12 protein-coding genes are annotated in these 15,922 nt (G+C 69.0%); 5 read left to right on the top strand and 7 right to left on the bottom strand.

Features of this window, described 5'->3' with window-relative positions:
• The first annotated feature begins 58 nt into the window (after positions 1 to 58).
• The 4 genes from PVZ77_RS24410 (at position 59) to PVZ77_RS24425 (ending at position 6,854) form a co-directional block, all read left to right on the top strand.
• The gene (locus PVZ77_RS24410) at positions 59 to 1,222 is read left to right on the top strand and encodes a type III PLP-dependent enzyme (protein ID WP_273808617.1); all 1,164 of its coding nucleotides are present in this window, start codon (positions 59 to 61) and stop codon (positions 1,220 to 1,222) included.
• A gap of 181 nt (positions 1,223 to 1,403) precedes the next feature.
• Positions 1,404 to 3,620 (top strand): TonB-dependent receptor, encoded by a 2,217-nt coding sequence (locus tag PVZ77_RS24415; protein ID WP_273808618.1) that lies wholly within the window; start codon positions 1,404 to 1,406, stop codon positions 3,618 to 3,620.
• A 61-nt stretch (positions 3,621 to 3,681) separates the two neighbouring features.
• Entirely contained in the window at positions 3,682 to 4,365 is a 684-nt protein-coding gene (locus tag PVZ77_RS24420) for a Fe2+-dependent dioxygenase (protein WP_273808620.1), read from the top strand.
• Positions 4,350 to 6,854 (top strand): sulfite reductase flavoprotein subunit alpha, encoded by a 2,505-nt coding sequence (locus PVZ77_RS24425; RefSeq protein ID WP_273808621.1) that lies wholly within the window; start codon positions 4,350 to 4,352, stop codon positions 6,852 to 6,854. Before PVZ77_RS24420 ends, PVZ77_RS24425 begins: the two co-directional genes overlap by 16 nt.
• 8 nt (positions 6,855 to 6,862) lie before the next feature.
• Here the strand turns inward: PVZ77_RS24425 and PVZ77_RS24430 are convergent, their stop codons facing one another.
• The 3 genes from PVZ77_RS24430 to zapE all read right to left on the bottom strand — a co-directional run bounded on the left by PVZ77_RS24430 (position 6,863) and on the right by zapE (position 9,584).
• Positions 6,863 to 7,312 (bottom strand): DMT family transporter, encoded by a 450-nt coding sequence (locus tag PVZ77_RS24430; RefSeq protein ID WP_241495391.1) that lies wholly within the window; start codon positions 7,310 to 7,312, stop codon positions 6,863 to 6,865.
• A gap of 216 nt (positions 7,313 to 7,528) precedes the next feature.
• The gene (locus PVZ77_RS24435; RefSeq protein ID WP_173148444.1) at positions 7,529 to 8,392 is read right to left on the bottom strand and encodes an MBL fold metallo-hydrolase; all 864 of its coding nucleotides are present in this window, start codon (positions 8,390 to 8,392) and stop codon (positions 7,529 to 7,531) included.
• Positions 8,393 to 8,483: 91 nt separating this feature from the next.
• Positions 8,484 to 9,584, bottom strand: a complete 1,101-nt coding sequence (gene zapE / locus PVZ77_RS24440; RefSeq protein ID WP_273808622.1) for a cell division protein ZapE — start codon at positions 9,582 to 9,584, stop codon at positions 8,484 to 8,486.
• A 160-nt stretch (positions 9,585 to 9,744) separates the two neighbouring features.
• Between zapE and PVZ77_RS24445 the strand changes: the two genes are divergently transcribed.
• The gene (locus PVZ77_RS24445) at positions 9,745 to 10,965 is read left to right on the top strand and encodes a pyridoxal phosphate-dependent aminotransferase (protein WP_273808623.1); all 1,221 of its coding nucleotides are present in this window, start codon (positions 9,745 to 9,747) and stop codon (positions 10,963 to 10,965) included.
• Here PVZ77_RS24445 and PVZ77_RS24450 read toward each other — a convergent pair whose 3' ends face one another.
• From PVZ77_RS24450 to PVZ77_RS24465, 4 genes are all read right to left on the bottom strand, one after another.
• Positions 10,966 to 11,757: a hypothetical protein gene (locus PVZ77_RS24450; protein WP_273808624.1), complete on the bottom strand. Its 792-nt coding sequence runs from the start codon at positions 11,755 to 11,757 to the stop codon at positions 10,966 to 10,968.
• Between the two features lie 153 nt (positions 11,758 to 11,910).
• A complete protein-coding gene (locus PVZ77_RS24455; RefSeq protein WP_273808625.1) occupies positions 11,911 to 13,248 on the bottom strand; it encodes a sigma-54-dependent transcriptional regulator in 1,338 nt (445 codons plus the stop codon).
• The gene (locus PVZ77_RS24460) at positions 13,233 to 14,678 is read right to left on the bottom strand and encodes a sensor histidine kinase (RefSeq protein WP_273808626.1); all 1,446 of its coding nucleotides are present in this window, start codon (positions 14,676 to 14,678) and stop codon (positions 13,233 to 13,235) included. Before PVZ77_RS24460 ends, PVZ77_RS24455 begins: the two co-directional genes overlap by 16 nt.
• A gap of 73 nt (positions 14,679 to 14,751) precedes the next feature.
• Positions 14,752 to 15,903 (bottom strand): L-talarate/galactarate dehydratase, encoded by a 1,152-nt coding sequence (locus tag PVZ77_RS24465; RefSeq protein WP_273808627.1) that lies wholly within the window; start codon positions 15,901 to 15,903, stop codon positions 14,752 to 14,754.
• Between the last annotated feature and the right edge of the window lie 19 nt (positions 15,904 to 15,922).

The raw sequence follows: 15,922 nt of genomic DNA on the forward strand, positions 1-15,922 counted from the left end.
ATTAGGCGTTCAGAACACCCCCTCCTTCAATTTGTTCTGCCCATCGGGAGTCCGACGCATGTCCATCAAGGTCGAAGATTACTATTCTCGCGAAACCTTCCAGAAGATGAAGGCCTTCGCCGACCAGCAGGAAACCCCCTTCGTCGTCATCGACACCGCCACCATCGGCCGGGCCTATGACGATCTCGTTGGCAACTTCCCGTTCGCCAAGATCTACTACGCGGTCAAGGCCAACCCGGCCATCGAGATCACCGAGTTGCTGCGCGACAAGGGCTCGAACTTCGACATCGCCTCCATCTACGAGCTGGACAAGGTAATGTCCACCGGGGTCGAGCCGGAGCGCATCAGCTACGGCAACACCATCAAGAAATCCAAGGACATCCGCTACTTCTACGAGAAGGGCGTGCGCATGTTCGCCACCGACTCCGAGGCCGACCTGCGCAACATCGCCAAGGCCGCCCCGGGCTCGCGCATCTATGTGCGGATCCTCACCGAAGGCTCCAATTCGGCCGACTGGCCGCTGTCGCGCAAGTTCGGCTGCCAGCCCGACATGGCCCTGGACCTGCTGATCCTGGCCCGCCAGCTGGGCCTGGAGCCCTATGGCATCTCCTTCCACGTCGGCAGCCAGCAGCGCGACATCGACGTCTGGGACGCCGCCATCGCCAAGGTCAAGGTGATCTTCGAGCGCCTCAAGGAAGAAGACGGCATCACCCTGAAGATGATCAACATGGGCGGTGGGTTCCCGGCCAACTACATCCATCGCACCAACAGCCTGGAGACCTATGCCGAGGAAATCATCCGCTTCCTCAAGGAAGACTTCGGCGACGAGCTGCCGGAAATCATCCTGGAGCCGGGCCGTTCGCTGATCTCCAACGCCGGCATCCTGGTCAGCGAAGTAGTGCTGGTGGCGCGCAAGTCGCGTACCGCCGTGGAGCGCTGGGTCTACACCGACGTGGGCAAGTTCTCCGGCCTGATCGAAACCATGGACGAATCCATCAAGTTCCCGATCTGGACCGAGAAGAAGGGCGAGATGGAAGAAGTCGTCATCGCCGGTCCGACCTGTGACAGCGCCGACATCATGTACGAGCACTACAAGTACGGCCTGCCGCTGAACCTGGCCAGCGGTGACCGCCTGTACTGGCTGTCCACCGGTGCCTACACCACCAGCTACAGCGCGGTGGAATTCAACGGCTTCCCGCCGCTGAAGGCCTTCTACCTCTAAGGGCTTTCCGCGTCGATCGAGCCCGCGCCCCGTCAGGGACGCGGGCTTTTTCATGCCTGCGAAAAAGCGCTGTGTCAGGCGGTTTTCCGAATTGTTAAGAATAATTTACATTCGCTATGGATTTGATAATCGTTTGCAAATAGAATCGCGCCGCATTCACATAAGGAGGCGGCTCGCCATCATGTCCAAGGAAATGTCCTCGCTGTCCCAGCGCCGTTTGCTGGTTTCTACCTTCAGTGTCGCCGTCGCCTCGCTGTCCCTCGGGGCGCAGGCCCAGGACGCCAAGGAGCCGGTGACCCGACTGGAAAGTCTGACCATCGAAGGTCAGGCGCAGCAGGAAGGCTTCAAGGCCGAGCAGTCCGCCTCGCGAAAGTACACCGCACCCCTGCTGGACACCCCGCAGACCGTGACGGTGGTGCCGGCGCAGGTCATCCAGGATCAGCAGGCCCTGAGCCTTAGATCGGTGCTGTCCAACGTGTCCGGCATCACCTTCAACGCCGGCGAGGGTGGTGGCGGCTCCGGCGACAGCATCAACATCCGCGGCTTCAGCGCCAACTCGAACATCCAGATCGATGGCCTGCGCGACAGCACCCAGACCAACCGCACCGACACCTTCAACCTGGAATCGGTCGAGGTCATCAAGGGCCCCAACTCGGTGTTCGGTGGCGCCGGTACCACCGGTGGCTCCATCAACCTGATCAGCAAGAAGCCGCAGGAGCGTCAGTTCACCCGCATCGGCGCGGGCCTCGGCACCGACAGCTATCGCCGCCTGACCCTGGACACCAACCAGCCGCTGCAGGGCGTGGGTGAGGGCAGCGCCTTCCGCCTGAACCTGATGGCTCACGAGAACGACGTGCCCGGCCGCGACCAGATCGATCGCGAGCGCTGGGGCATCGCGCCGTCGCTGGCCCTGGGCCTGTCGGACGATACCCGCCTGACCCTGAGCTACTTCCACCAGACCGACAACAACCAGCCCGACTACGGGGTGCCGGCGCTCAACGGCAAGCGCCTGGGCGGGGTGGATCGCGATGCCTATTTCGGCTTCAAGAACATCGACAAGGAAGACATCAACAACAATGTCTTCACCGTGGAGCTGGAGCATCGCTTCAACGACAACCTGAGTCTGCAGAACCTGACCCGCTACAGCCGCATCGAGCGCGACGTGGTGATCTCGGCGTCCCACGTCAACCTGGGCGGCGTCGCCGCGGGCCGCTATCGCCCGGCCGGTCCCCAGGGCTACGGCCGCGACGTGACCTCGGAGATGTGGATCAACCAGACCAACCTGACCGGCAACTTCGACACCTTCGGCCTGGGGCATTCCTTCGTGCTGGGCGCCGAGTTCTCCCGCGAGGACTACGACCGCGACACCTACAGCTATGGCCTGACCTTCCCCGCCGCCGGCTACTCCCTGGCCGCGCCGCCGGAGCGCTATGACGGCGCGACCGACAAGCAGACCTCGGCCATCGCCAACAACGTGCTGACCGACAAGGCGCTCTATGCCTTCGACACCATCGCCCTCAACGACTACTGGGATGTGAACCTGGGTCTGCGCTACGACTGGTTCGACGGCGACAGCGACACCACGCCGGTCGCCAACGGCGTGCGCGGCAGCAAGACCCGGCTGAGTTCCGATGACGCCAAGCTGAGCGGGCGCGCCGGCCTGGTGTTCAAGCCGGCCCCGAACGGCCGGGTCTATGTGGCCTATGGCACCTCCTTCAATCCCTCGGCGGAAAGCCTGACCTCCACCGGCGGCGGGCTGAGCGCGGCCAACCAGGATCTGGGTCCGGAAAAGAACAAGACCTGGGAGCTGGGCACCAAGTGGGAATTCCTCGACAAGCGCCTGGAGCTGGACGGCGCCCTGTTCCGCGTCGAGAAGAGCAATGCCCGGGAAACCCTGGCCGACGGCAGCACCGCCCTGGCCGGCAAGCAGCGCGTGCAGGGCATCGAGCTGGGCGCCACCGGGCGGATCACCCCGCAGTGGAACGTCTACGCCAACTTCACCTTCCTCGACAGCGAGACGCTCAAGGCCGCCGACACCCTGGACGGGCGCAATCGCGAGGGCCAGGCGCTGGCCAACACCCCGCCGCGTTCGCTCAATCTCTGGACCACCTATGAGCTGCCGGCCGGTTGGCGGGTGGGCTATGGCGCCCGCTATGTCAGCGAGCGCAATGTCACCTCCAGCAACGACGGCGCCAAGCTCGACGACTACTGGCTGCACAACGCCATGGTCGGCTATCGCGTCAATCGCAACGTCGACTTGCAGCTCAACGTCAACAATGTCTTTGACAAGGACTACGTGGAGCGGGTGCGCTCGCAACTGGGCGTGAGCACGAGGTCGTCGGCCATCGAATACGGCGATGCCCGTTCCGCCATCCTGACCGCGACCTACAGCTTCTGAGGTCGCCTGCAGCAACCGAAGCCCTGCCTGCGCAGGGCTTTCGGCGTTAGAGGGAATCACCATGATGATCAGCGTTCCGGGCGTGCTGACGCCCGAGCAGGTAAGGGCGTGCCGCCAGCGACTGGAGGCGGCGGCCTGGGCCGATGGCCGGCACACGGCCGGCTTCCAGTCGGCCATGGCCAAGGACAATCTGCAGCTGCCGGCGGACGAGCCGGCGGCGCGCGCAGTGGGCGAGCTGATCCAGCAGGCGCTGCCGCGGCATCCGCTGTTCGTTGCCGCCGCGCTGCCGGCGCGAGTCTTTCCGCCACTGTTCAATCTCTACCAGGGCGGCCAGTCCTTCGGCCTGCACGTGGACAACGCCCTGCGCCCCTTGCCGGATGGCGGCGGCTACCTGCGCACCGACCTGTCGGCCACGCTGTTCCTGTGCGAACCGGACGAATACGAGGGGGGCGAGCTGGTGGTCGAGGACACCTATGGTGCCCACAGCGTCAAGCTGGCGGCCGGCGACCTGATCCTCTATCCGGCCAGCAGCCTGCACCGGGTGCTGCCGGTCACCCGAGGCGCGCGGCTGTGTTCCTTCTTCTGGATCCAGAGCCTGGTGCGCGATGCCGGTCAGCGCAGTCAGCTGTTCGAACTCGACCAGGGCATCCAGCGGGCGGCCGCCGAGCTGGGGCAGGGGCATGAGGCCTGCCTGCAGCTGACCGGCGTCTATCACAATCTCCTGCGCCAATGGGCTCAGCCCTGATCCGCAGGGGCCTCTTCCAGCTGCACAGCCTGCTCGGCCTGGCCGCGGGTCTGGTGCTGGTGGTGCTGGGCGTGACGGGGGCGCTCTACAGCTTCCAGCTGGAATTGCTGGAGCTGCTCAATCCGCCGCTCACCACCGCGACGCCGGACCGGCGTCCGCTGACGCTGCCGGAGGTGCGGCAGCGTCTTGTTCCTCCAGGCCGGGAGCTGAGCTTCGTCTCCAGCATGGCGGGGGAGGGCTACGGCCTGCTCGGCCTGGCACCGGCGAATGGTCAGGGCCGGGGCGAGGTGCAGCTGTTCGATCGCTATACCGGCGAGGTGCTGAGCGCGCCCCGTGGCCAGGCGTTCTTTCGCCTGATCCTGGACCTGCACCGCTCCCTGGCCCTGGGACCGGTGGGCAAGGCCCTGACCGGTGCCGCCACCCTGATCCTGCTGGTGCTCTGCCTGTCCGGCCTCTACCTGCGCTGGCCGCGTCAGGTCCGGCGCTGGCGCACCTGGCTGACCCTGGACTGGGGCCGCCGGGGGCGCAGCTTCCATTGGGACCTGCACGCCGTGGTCGGCACCTGGTGCCTGCTGCTCTATCTGCTGGCGGCACTGACCGGCCTCTACTGGTCCTATGACGGGTACCGCGAGGCCAGCGAGCGCCTGCTGGGCGCCGCGCCGGAGCCCCAGACCACGGGGGTGGTGGCGCGCCGGGACGTGGACCTGGACGCGCTCTGGCGGAGCTTTCGGCAAGAGACCGGTGGACGCGTCGAGGGCTACGGCCTGCTGCTGCCCAATCCGGCGCGCAAGGTCAGCCATCCCACCCTCTGGTACCTGCCCGACGATGCCGACCATATCCGCGCCCTCAATCGCATCGTCTTCGACGGCGCAGGGCGGGTGCTCGATCATCGCCGCTATCGCGAGCAGCCGCTGGGCGCCCGGTTGCTGCTCAGCGTCTATGCCCTGCATTCGGGGGAGTACTTCGGCCTGGCTGGGCGGGTGGCACTGCTGCTCGCCAGCCTGGCCATGCCGCTGTTCATGGTGACCGGGCTCTGGCTCTATCTGGATCGCCGGCGCAAACGCCGGCAGGCACGCCAGGCGCAAGGCGGGCTGACACCGGCCGCGGCGGGCGCCGCCGACTGGCTGATCGGCTACGCCAGCCAGAGTGGCCAGGGCGAGGCGCTGGCCTGGCAGGCCGCCAGCCAGTTGCAGGCGGCGGGACTGAGCGCCGAGGTGGTCGCGCTCGGGCGGCTCTCGGTCGAGCGTCTGCAGCGGGCTACCCGGGCGCTGTTCGTCGTCGCCACCCACGGCGACGGCGAGGCGCCGGATGCGGCGCGCGGCTTCGAGCGGCGGATGCTGACCCAGGCGGCGACGCTACCAAGCCTGAGCTATGGGCTGCTGGCCCTGGGCGACCGGCGCTATCCGGCCTACTGCGCCTTCGCCCGACGGCTGGATGCCTGGCTAGGTGGGCAGGGCGCCCGGCCGCTGTTCGCCCCGGTGGAGGTGGACAATGGTGACGCTCAGGCACTTGCGGTCTGGCAGGCTCAGCTCCAGGCCCTGGGCGCGGTGGCCGGCGCGCCCGCGGTCGAGCGGCCGCTGCAGGCCTGGCCGCTGGTAGCGGTGCAGCCGCTCAATGCCGGCAACCCCGGTGGCGCGGTCTTCGAGCTGCAGCTGTCGCCACCGCCCGGGAGCAACTGGGCACCTGGCGATATCCTCGAGATCGCCCCCCGCCAGGGCGCCGAACGCGTGGCGGCCTGGCTGTCGTCCCTGGGGCTGCCCGCGAACAGCGTGGTGACGCGCGACGGCATCACCCAGGCCCTGGCCGTGGCCCTGGAAACCCGTCTGCTGCCGGAAGACCAGACCGCGCTGCCTGGCCTGGACGCCCAGACACTGCTCGACGCCCTGGTGCCGCTCGCCGTGCGCCAGTACTCCATCGCCTCGCTGCCCGACGAAGGCGTGCTGCGATTGCTGGTGCGTCAGGAGCGCAAGGCGGATGGCCGCCTGGGTATCGCCTCCGGCTGGCTGACCACGGGGCTACGACCCGGTGACCAGGTGCAGGCGCGGCTACGTGCCCATCCCGGCTTCCGGCCGCCGCTGGACGAGCGCCCGCTGATCCTGATCGCCGCCGGTACCGGGCTGGCCGGGGTGCGCCCGCTGCTGGCGGCGCGTATCGCCGCCGGGCACCGGCGCAACTGGCTGCTGTTCGGCGAACGCACGGCGGCGCATGACGATTTCTACGGGGCTGAGCTGGATGCCTGGCAGGCGCGGGGCGAGCTGGCCCGGCTGGACCGGGTGTTCTCGCGGGACGGCGACGGCTATGTGCAGGACCGCCTGCGGGCGCAGCGCGAGTTGCTGCTGGACTGGCTGGCGGCGGATGCCGTGATCATGGTCTGTGGCAGTCTGCCGGGCCTGGGGCGCGGCGTCCAGGCCACCCTGCAGGCGCTACTTGGCGAGGCCGAGGTCCAGCGGCTGATCGACGAGGATCGCTACCGCCGCGATCTCTATTAGACCTGGACCTAGGCCCGGGCGATGCACCAGACGCCGGCACCGATCAGCACCACGCCGGCCAGCTTGCCGAGGGTGACCGGATCCTGGCGAAAGCCGGCCCAGCCGAAGTGATCCAGGCTCAGCGACATGGCCAGCTGTCCGGCGATCACCAGCGCCATGAATAGGGTGGCGCCGATGCGCGGACCGGCGAAGGCGGCCATGGCGATAAAGAACATGCCCAGCAGGCCGCCGCACCAGTGCCACCAGTGCAATTCGCGCAGGGCACCCAGGGTGGGGACGCCACGCTGCCAGAGGGTCAGGCCCAGCAGGGCGAGCAGCCCGACCATGAAGGAAATGGACGCCGCGGCGAAGACGCTGCCGAGGTGCCGGGCGAGTTGGCCATTGATGCCGGCCTGCAGCGGCAGGCAGGCGCCGGCGATGAAGGGCAGGACGAGCAGCCACCAGACGGGCATCGACAGGACTCCAGGGAAAAAGGGGCGCGCAGTATGCCCCAGGGTGGGGCGAGACGGTCGAATCGGCGACTCGCGGTTGGATGCCCGTTTCCCGAGAGTCATCGTCAGGGCATCCGCCAGCGGAAGCGCGAATGCCTGTCACGCCGCCAAAGGTCAGGACACGGCGGTGTCGCTGCGGCCAACGCCTGTCGCTATTCGCTTGTACGACGGATGGTGCCTGCCCTAGAAGCCGTCGATGGGAATCTTCAGGTAACGGCGGCCATTGGCCTCGGCCGGCGGCAGGGTACCGGCGCGGATGTTCACCTGGATGGCCGGCAGGATCAGCGTCGGCATGGACAGGGTGGCGTCGCGGCGGGTGCGCAGGGCGACGAAGGCGTCTTCGTCCACGCCATCGCGGACGTGGACATTGAGGGCGCGCTCTTCGCCCACGGTGGTTTCGTGGCGCGCTTCGCGGCCGGCGGGCGGATAGTCGTGGCACAGATAGAGGCGGGTGGCCTCGGGCAGGGTCAGCAGCCGGCGGATCGAACGATAGAGATCGCGGGCGCTGCCACCCGGGAAGTCGCAACGCGCCGAGCCGACATCGGGCATGAACAGGGTATCGCCGACGAAGACATGGTCCTCCTCCACCTGGTAGGCCATGTCGGCCGGGGTGTGGCCGGGCACATGCAGGGCGCGGGCGGTCAGGGCACCGATATGGAAGACCTCGTCGGGCTGGAACAGGTGATCGAACTGGGAGCCGTCGAGGCGGAATTCCGCTTCCAGGTTGAAGACGTCCTTGAAGGCGCCCTGGACCCGGCGGATGCCCTCGCCGATGGCGATGCGGCCGCCCAGTTGCCGACGCAGATAGGGCGCGGCGGAGAGGTGGTCGGCGTGGGCATGGGTCTCCAGCAGCCACTCCACGGTCAGCCCCTGGTCGCGCACGAAGCGGGCGACGCGATCCGCCGACAGGGTGGCGGTGCGGCCCGAATGCGGATCGTAGTCCAGCACCGAATCGACGATGGCGCAGCGACTGCCGGGCGCTTCGTAGATCACATAGGTGAAGGTGGACGTGGTGGCGTCGAAGAAGGGTTCGATGCGCGGGGTCATGACCGGGCCTCGTGAAGAGATGGGATGTCCCACCTTACCACGAGGCTCCGCCGCTCCGCGGCGTGCCTCGTCGCCGCAGGTCCGCCCCGGCCTAGTACCGCGCCTGCTGCATCTCCCTCAAGCGGCTCAGGGTGCGGCGGAAGGGGAATTCCAGAAATCCGCGGGTGTACAGCCGTTCCAGGGGGACGGCGGCGTCCAGGTAGAGCAGGTGGCGGCGGTCGTAGGCTTCGTCGACCAGGGCGATAAAGCGGCGCACGGCGTCATCCTGGGGCGCCAGGCGGGGCAGTTCGCGATCGCCGGCGAGGACGTGCGTCGCGCCGTCTTCGGTGCCGCGGGCGATCCGACCCGCGCGGGGATCGCCGGACAGGCAGGGGACGTTGCCCAGCAACAGGGCAGGGAAGCGGGTGCAGAGATCGATGTAGTCGGTGGTGGCCCAGGCGCCCTGGCAGAGTACGGCGAAGTCCAGCCAGATCGCGCTGGAGGCCCGCTGCACCACGGGCAGGGGGCGCTCGCCGAGGATCAGGGGCGCGGTCGTCACGGCTTCCCCCGGGGTGAGGCGGGCAAAGGTCGTGACGAGGGCGGTGGGGTCGTTGACCCAGAAGCGGGGCTCGGGCTGACCCTCATGCAGGCGGTGATCCTGGCCGCCGTCCACCTCCAGCACGTCCAGCTGCGCCTGCAGCGCGGCGATGGCGGGCAGCAGGCGCTCGCGATTGAAGCCGCCGGCATAGAGCTGCTCGGGCGGCTGGTTGGAGGTGACCACCAGCACCAGGCCCTGGTCCAGCAGGGCGCGCAACAGGCCGCCCACCAGGATGGCGTCGCCGATGTCGCTGACGAAGAGTTCGTCGAAGCACAGCACCCGCACCTCGGCGGCCAGTTCCCGGGCCAGCACCTGCAGGGGATTGCGGGTGCCGCTGAGCTGGAACTGGCGCTGGTGCACCCAGCGCATGAAGTGATGGAAGTGCTGGCGGCGGGCGGGCACCGGCAGGCTGGCGTGGAACAGGTCCAGCAGCCAGGTCTTGCCGCGCCCGACCGGGCCCCAGAGATAGAGCCCGCGCGCCGGCCGGCCCGCCAGCAGCGCCGCGTGACAGGCCTCCAGCCGCAGGGCAGCGGCCTCCTGGGCGGCATCGGGCAGGCGTTCGCCCTGGGCCAGGGCCTGGCGGTAGGCGGCGAGGGGAGAGCGGGCGTTCGACATGGTCGCCACTCTAGCGCCCGTGCGGCCAGCAGACCATGCCCCGGCGGAATGACGTGAGTCCTTTATAGCGTTTGAAGGCCGGCCGCGGCGGTTCGATAGTGCGAGACGACGCTGCCGGACGCCGCCGGCACCCGCTTTCATCTCTGCCTGGAGCCCCGTCATGGCCGCCGATTCCACCCTGCACCTCGCCCAATGCTTGTCGTCCGTGGGCGTCTCCGAGATCCTCAAGATCACCGAGCGGGCCAACGCCCTGCGCCGCCAGGGCGCCGATCTGCTGGTACTGGGTGCGGGCGAGCCGGACTTCGATACCCCGGAGCACATCAAGGAGGCGGCGATCCAGGCCATTCGCGCCGGCCAGACCAAGTACACGGTGCTCGACGGCAGTCCGGCGCTCAAGGAGGCCATCCGCCGCAAGTTCGCGCGGGAGAACGACCTGGTGTTCGCCCAGGACGAGGTGACCGCCTCGGCCGGTGCCAAGCAGGTGATCTTCAACGCCATGATGGCGACCCTGGACGCGGGTGACGAGGTGATCATCCCCGCGCCCTTCTGGGTGACCTATGCCGACATCGTCACCATCCTCGGCGGCACGCCGGTGGTGCTGCCGTGCCGTGAGGAGGATGGCTTCCGCCTGACCGCCGCGGCCCTGGAAGCGGCCATCACCCCGCGCACCCGCTGGGTGATGCTCAACTCGCCGTCCAACCCTTCGGGTGCGGCCTATGGCGAGGAGAACTATCGCCCGCTGCTGGAGGTGCTGCTGCGCCATCCGCAGGTCTGGCTGATGGTCGACGACATGTACGAACACATCCTCTACGACGGTTTTCGCTTCGTCACCCCGGCGGCGCTGGAGCCCCGGCTGCGCGAGCGGACCCTGACCATCAACGGCGTCTCCAAGGCCTATGCCATGACCGGCTGGCGGCTGGGCTATGCCGGTGGACCGAAGGCGCTGATCCAGGCCATGGCCAGTGTGCAGAGCCAGGTGACCTCCTGCCCCTGCTCGGTCAGCCAGGCCGCGGCCATCGCCGCCCTGGATGGGCCGCAGGACATCGTGCGCGAGCGCTGCGAGCTGTTCCGCGAGCGACGGGATCTGGTGGTGGATGCCTTGAACGCGGTGCCGGGTCTGTCGGCGCGACGGCCCGAGGGGGCCTTCTATGTCTACGCCAGTTGCGCGGGGATATTGGGTCGGCGGACGCCGAACGGGGCGGTGATCGACAGCGATACGGCCTTTGCCCGCTACCTCATGGACGAGGGCGGGGTGGCGGTGGTGCCAGGCTCGGCCTTTGGCCTGGCGCCTTACTTCCGGGTTTCCTACGCCACCTCGCACGAGGTGCTGGAGGAAGCCTGCCGCCGGATCGCCGAAGCGACCCGGCGGCTGCTGGCCTGATCAGCCGGCCGGCGGAGCGGGGGGCGCCGGCGGTTGGGCACCCGGGGCGACCGGCTGGACGCCGGGGGGCGGGGGCGGCGGCAGACGGCCGGGACCGCGGGGTGCCGGCGGGGTGTCCAGGGTCTGCAGCGAGTTGGCGTCGGCGCCCAGGGCGCTGACCCGGAAGGCACGACCCTGGGCATTGGCCACCAGCTCGCCGCGCACGGCCACGTTCTGACCGGTCTTGAGCAGCGCTTGCAGGCGCAGGGCTTCATGGGGCGGCAGGCGCAGGGCGGTACCGTCCTGCAGCAGGGCGCCGTTCACATCGCCACGGGGACCGTGCAGCAGCTGGACGATCTGGCCCTGGAGGCTGTCGCCATCGCGCTCGGCGCCAGGTGCCGGGGGTGCCGGGGGCGCCGGCGGACGGCGACCGCCCACGCGATCGGGACCTTCATCGGTGACCGTCTTGCCGGTCTGGACATTGGTCAGGGACACCGCCTGGACCAGTGGCAGGCTGGCGGCGCGCAGGCCGGCGACGTTGATGCTGTCACCCGGCTTGAAGGTGGCGGCCAGTTGCTCGGACAGGTGCGGCGGGGTGTTGACCTCGGTGCCGTCGGCCAGGATCAGGCCGTCGATATCGCCGCGAGGATTGAGCAGGAACTGCTTGAGCTGGCCCTGCTGGGTGGGGATCTGGGCGCTGGCCGCGGTGGTGGTGGCGGTGCTGCCGGCGGGTGCGGTTTGTGCCAGGACGAGGCCGCTGACGGACAGCAGGGCGAAGGTCCCGATCACGAGGGTTTGGGTCTTGGTAGGCATGGATGACTCCTGCGGTGGTTGACGACTAGGCTATTGCAGGGCCTGTGCCAACTTTTATTTTATAGATAAATCAATAACTTGTGATTTTAAGCGGCCATTCGGGCCGGGCATGGCGTCCGGCTGGCGGACAGGCCTGTCGGCAAAGCGGACAGCCTATTTAGCATTGTCGTCTTCGCCGACACCCAGGCCCAGCCGGCTCAGCTTGGTGTAGAGCAACTGGCGATGGATGCCCAGGCGACGGGCCGCCTCGGCGCGATTGCCGCCGCTGCGCTGCAGGGCGCGCTCGATCAGCAGGCGTTCCAGGCGCGCGGTGGCCTCGGCCAGGGTCTCCTCCGGCCAGCTGGCGTCGATGGCTAACTCATCCGGCGTCTCGCCCTGCAGGAAGGCCAGGTCGGCGGCGACGATGCGCTCGCCCTGGGCCAGGGTCGCGGCGCGCTGGATGGCGTTGCGCAATTCCCGCACGTTGCCTGGCCAGGGGTGGCGCAGCAGCAGGGCGGCGGCATCGTCCGCCAGCACGCGCCCGCTGGTGGCGAGGAAGTGCTCGGCCAGCGGCAGGATGTCGGCCCGCCGCTCGCGCAGGGCCGGCAGGTGGATGGGCACCACATGCAGGCGATAGAAGAGGTCCTCGCGGAAGTCGCCACTGGCGACACGCTGGGCCAGGTCGCGGTGGGTGGCCGCTACCAGTCGCACGTCCAGCCGTACCGGTGCGCCACCCACTGGGGTCACCTCGCGTTCCTGCAGGGCGCGCAGGATCTTGGCCTGCATGGGCAGCGGCATGTCGCCGATCTCGTCGAGAAAGAGGGTGCCGCCCTGGGCTTCGCGAAAGGCGCCGAGGCGATTGGCGGTTGCCCCGCTGAAGGCGCCGCGCACATGGCCGAAGAGTTCGCTTTCCAGCAGGTCCGGCGGGATGGCCGCGCAGTTGACCGCCACGAAGGGCGCCCCGCGTCGCTTGCCGTGCTCGTGGATGGCGCGGGCCACCAGCTCCTTGCCGGTGCCGGTCTCGCCGGTCACCAGCACCGTGGCCTCGCTGTCCACCAGACGGCCGATGGTCTTCTGCACCTGGCGCAGGGCGTCGCTGCCGCCCACCAGGGTATGGCCCTCGACCGCGGCCGGTGGCGCGCTGGTCGGGCCGCGCTGGGCGGTCATCCCGGCCAGCGCCCGGATCAGTTCTTCGCGGCCGATGGGCTTGGTGAGGTGGTCGAAGGCGCCCAGGCGCATGGCCTCGATGGTGTTGCCGGCGCTGGCGAAGGCGGTCAGCACCGTGACCGCGGGCGGCTCGGGGCGGGTGCGGATGCGCGCCAGTACCTCCAGGCCATCCAGCCCGGGCATGCGCAGGTCGAGCAGCACGGCGTCCACCGTTTCCTGCGCCAGGAGCTGCAGGCCCGCTTCGCCCCCGTCGGCCTGCAGCACCCGGTAGCCCTGGTCCGCGGCGGTTTCCGCCAGGGCGTCGCGCAGACCGGCGTCGTCATCGATGATCAGCAGGGTTGGCATGGCAGGAGGATCTCGAAGCGAGTGGGGACGGAGGGTTCGATCAGTCGCGCCTCGCCGCCGTGGGCGCGGGCGGTCTCGCGGACCAGGGCCAGGCCCAGGCCGGTGCCCTCGGGGCGACCGGTGACGAAGGGCTCGAAGAGCTGGCCGCGCAACTCGGCAGGCGGTCCCTGGCCCGCGTCTTCCACCGCCAGCACCAGCCAGTCGCCACGGCGGCTGGCGTCGAGGCGGATCTCGCTGGCGGCCGGGGCGGCCTGGAGGGCGTTGAGCAGCAGGTTGTCCAGGGCGCGGGCCAGGGCGTCGCGATCGAAATAGCCCTGCTCGACGGCCACCCTGGCGGTCAGGCGGATGCCGCGCTGGGCGGCCTGGTCTTCGTGACCGGCCAGCACCTCGCGGCAAAAGGCCGGCAGCGCGATGGCAGTGGGTTGCAGCTGCAGCGGCTGGGTGAGGTCGAGCAGACGGCGCAGCAGGCGGTCCAGCCGGGTGACCTGCAGCAGGATGGCGTCCAGCGCGCGTTGCTGACGGCCGCTGTCGCCGGCCAGGGCGTTCTCGGCCTTGAGGCGCATGGCGGCCAGCGGATTGCGGATCTCGTGGGCGACCCCGGCGGCCACCCGACCGAGGGCGGCCAGCCGTTCACTGGCGTGGACCTGGGTGGTCAGCCGCTGGGCCTCATCCCGTGCCTGGGTCAGGCGCTGCCCGGCCTGGTTGAGCGCCGCCAGCACCCGATCCAGCTCGCGTTCGCCGGTGAGTGCGAGGGTGGGCAGGTCGTGGCTGGCACTGGCTCCCAGATCGCGCTCGACGCGCGCGACATGGCGCGACCACTGCCAGGTGAGTCGACCGAGCAGCAGGGTCGCCGCGAGCATGGCCAGCAGCAGCAGACCCAGGCCCAGTTTCAGCTGGCGCTGACCGCTGCCCTCGGCGAAGGTCAGGCGGGTCAGGGTCCAGGCGGCGAGATCGGCAATGGGCCCGGACAGCGGGCAGGCGGCGACCAGTACCGTGGCGCCATCCGCGCTGAAACTGTCGCTCAGGCTGCGCGCCTCGGCCAGGGTGGCGGCGGAGAGATCGGCCAGGTGCTGGCGTTCGGCGGTGGTCAGGGAAAAGGGACTGGCATCGGCCAGCAGTCCCGCCTGCTCCTGCCAGAGACCGCCGCCCATGCCGCGATAACGCAGCAGGGCGACACTGGCCACGCCGACGAGACTGCGCTGCAGTACCGGATCGGCGAGGCCGGCGGTAGGGCCGGACCAGCCATTGCTGTAGAAGCGATAGCTGCTGGCGATGGCCTGGCAGGCCTGCTCGGCTTCCACCGTGGCCTGGCCGAGCTGGGCGCTTTCCGACTGGCGCAGCAGCAGGATCATCAGCCAGCCGACCCCGACGGCCATGCCGCCGAGCATCAGCAGCAGGGCAATCAGACGACTGCGCAGCGATCCGAACATGGGGTTTCTCTATCCAGGCCTTGGCCTGGATAGAGTGCCACACCCCGGCGGAGTTCGAGTGCCAGAGCGGGTGTCAGGCGCGCCGGCCGAATTCCGCTTCCTGCGCCGTCCAGCCGGGCACCCGCTCGCTCAGGGACAGCCCGAGCCCCGGACGGGTCGGCACCTGCATCCGCCCGTCACGGGTTTCCAGGCGTTCGTTGAACAGCGGCTCCAGCCATTCGAAGTGTTCCACCCAGGGCTCGGTGGGATAGGTGGCGGCCAGGTGCACGTGCAATTCCATGGCGAAGTGCGGCGCCAGCATCACGCCGGCCTGCTCGGCCAGGGCCGCTACCTTGAGGAAGGGAGTGATGCCGCCAACCCGGGGCGCGTCGGGCATCAGGAAGTCGGCACCGCGCAGGCGGATGAACTCCTGGTGTTCGGCGAGGCTGGTAAGCATCTCGCCGGTGGCGATGGGGGTGTCGAAGGCCGCGGCCAGGGCGGCGTGGCCCTCGGCGTCGTAGCAGTCCAGCGGCTCCTCGATCCAGATCAGGTCGAATTCCTCGAAGCGCCGGCACATCCGCTGGGCGGTGGGTCGGTCCCACTGCTGGTTGGCGTCGACCATCAGCGGGAAGCTGTCGCCCAGGTGGCGGCGCACGCGGGCGACGCGCTCAAGGTCCAGGGCGCAGTCGGGCTGGCCGACTTTCAGCTTGATGCCGCCGATGCCCTGCTCGCGGGAGCGGTCGGTGTTGACCAGCAGCTGCTCCAGTGGCGTGTGCAGGAAGCCGCCGGAGGTGTTGTAGCAGCGCACCGAGTCGCGCTGGGCACCCAGCAGGCGTGCCAGGGACAGGTTGGCGCGACGGGCCTTGAGGTCCCAGAGGGCCACGTCGAAGGCGCCGATGGCCTGGGTGGCGAGGCCGCTGCGACCCACCGAGGCGCCGGCCCAGCAGAGCTTGGTCCAGAGTTTCTGGATGTCGCTGGGATTCTCGTCGAGCAGCACCGGGGCGATTTCCCGGGCATGGGCGAACTGGCCCGGGCCACCGGCGCGCTTGGAATAGCTGAAGCCCAGGCCGCGCTGGCCATCGCGGGTCTCGATCTCGACGAAGAGGATGGCGATCTCGGTCATCGGCTTCTGCCGGCCGGTGAGCACCTTGGCATCGCTGATGGGGTTGGCCAGCGGCAGGAACACGGAAGCCAGGCGGACCCAGGCGATGCGGTCCTGGTCGGCGCTGTAGGAGGTGTCGGACATGGGGGAGTCTCCAGGGTGA

The organism is Pseudomonas sp. SHLD1 (assembly GCF_028640935.1).
Lineage (GTDB): Bacteria > Pseudomonadota > Gammaproteobacteria > Pseudomonadales > Pseudomonadaceae > Chryseomonas > Chryseomonas aestiva.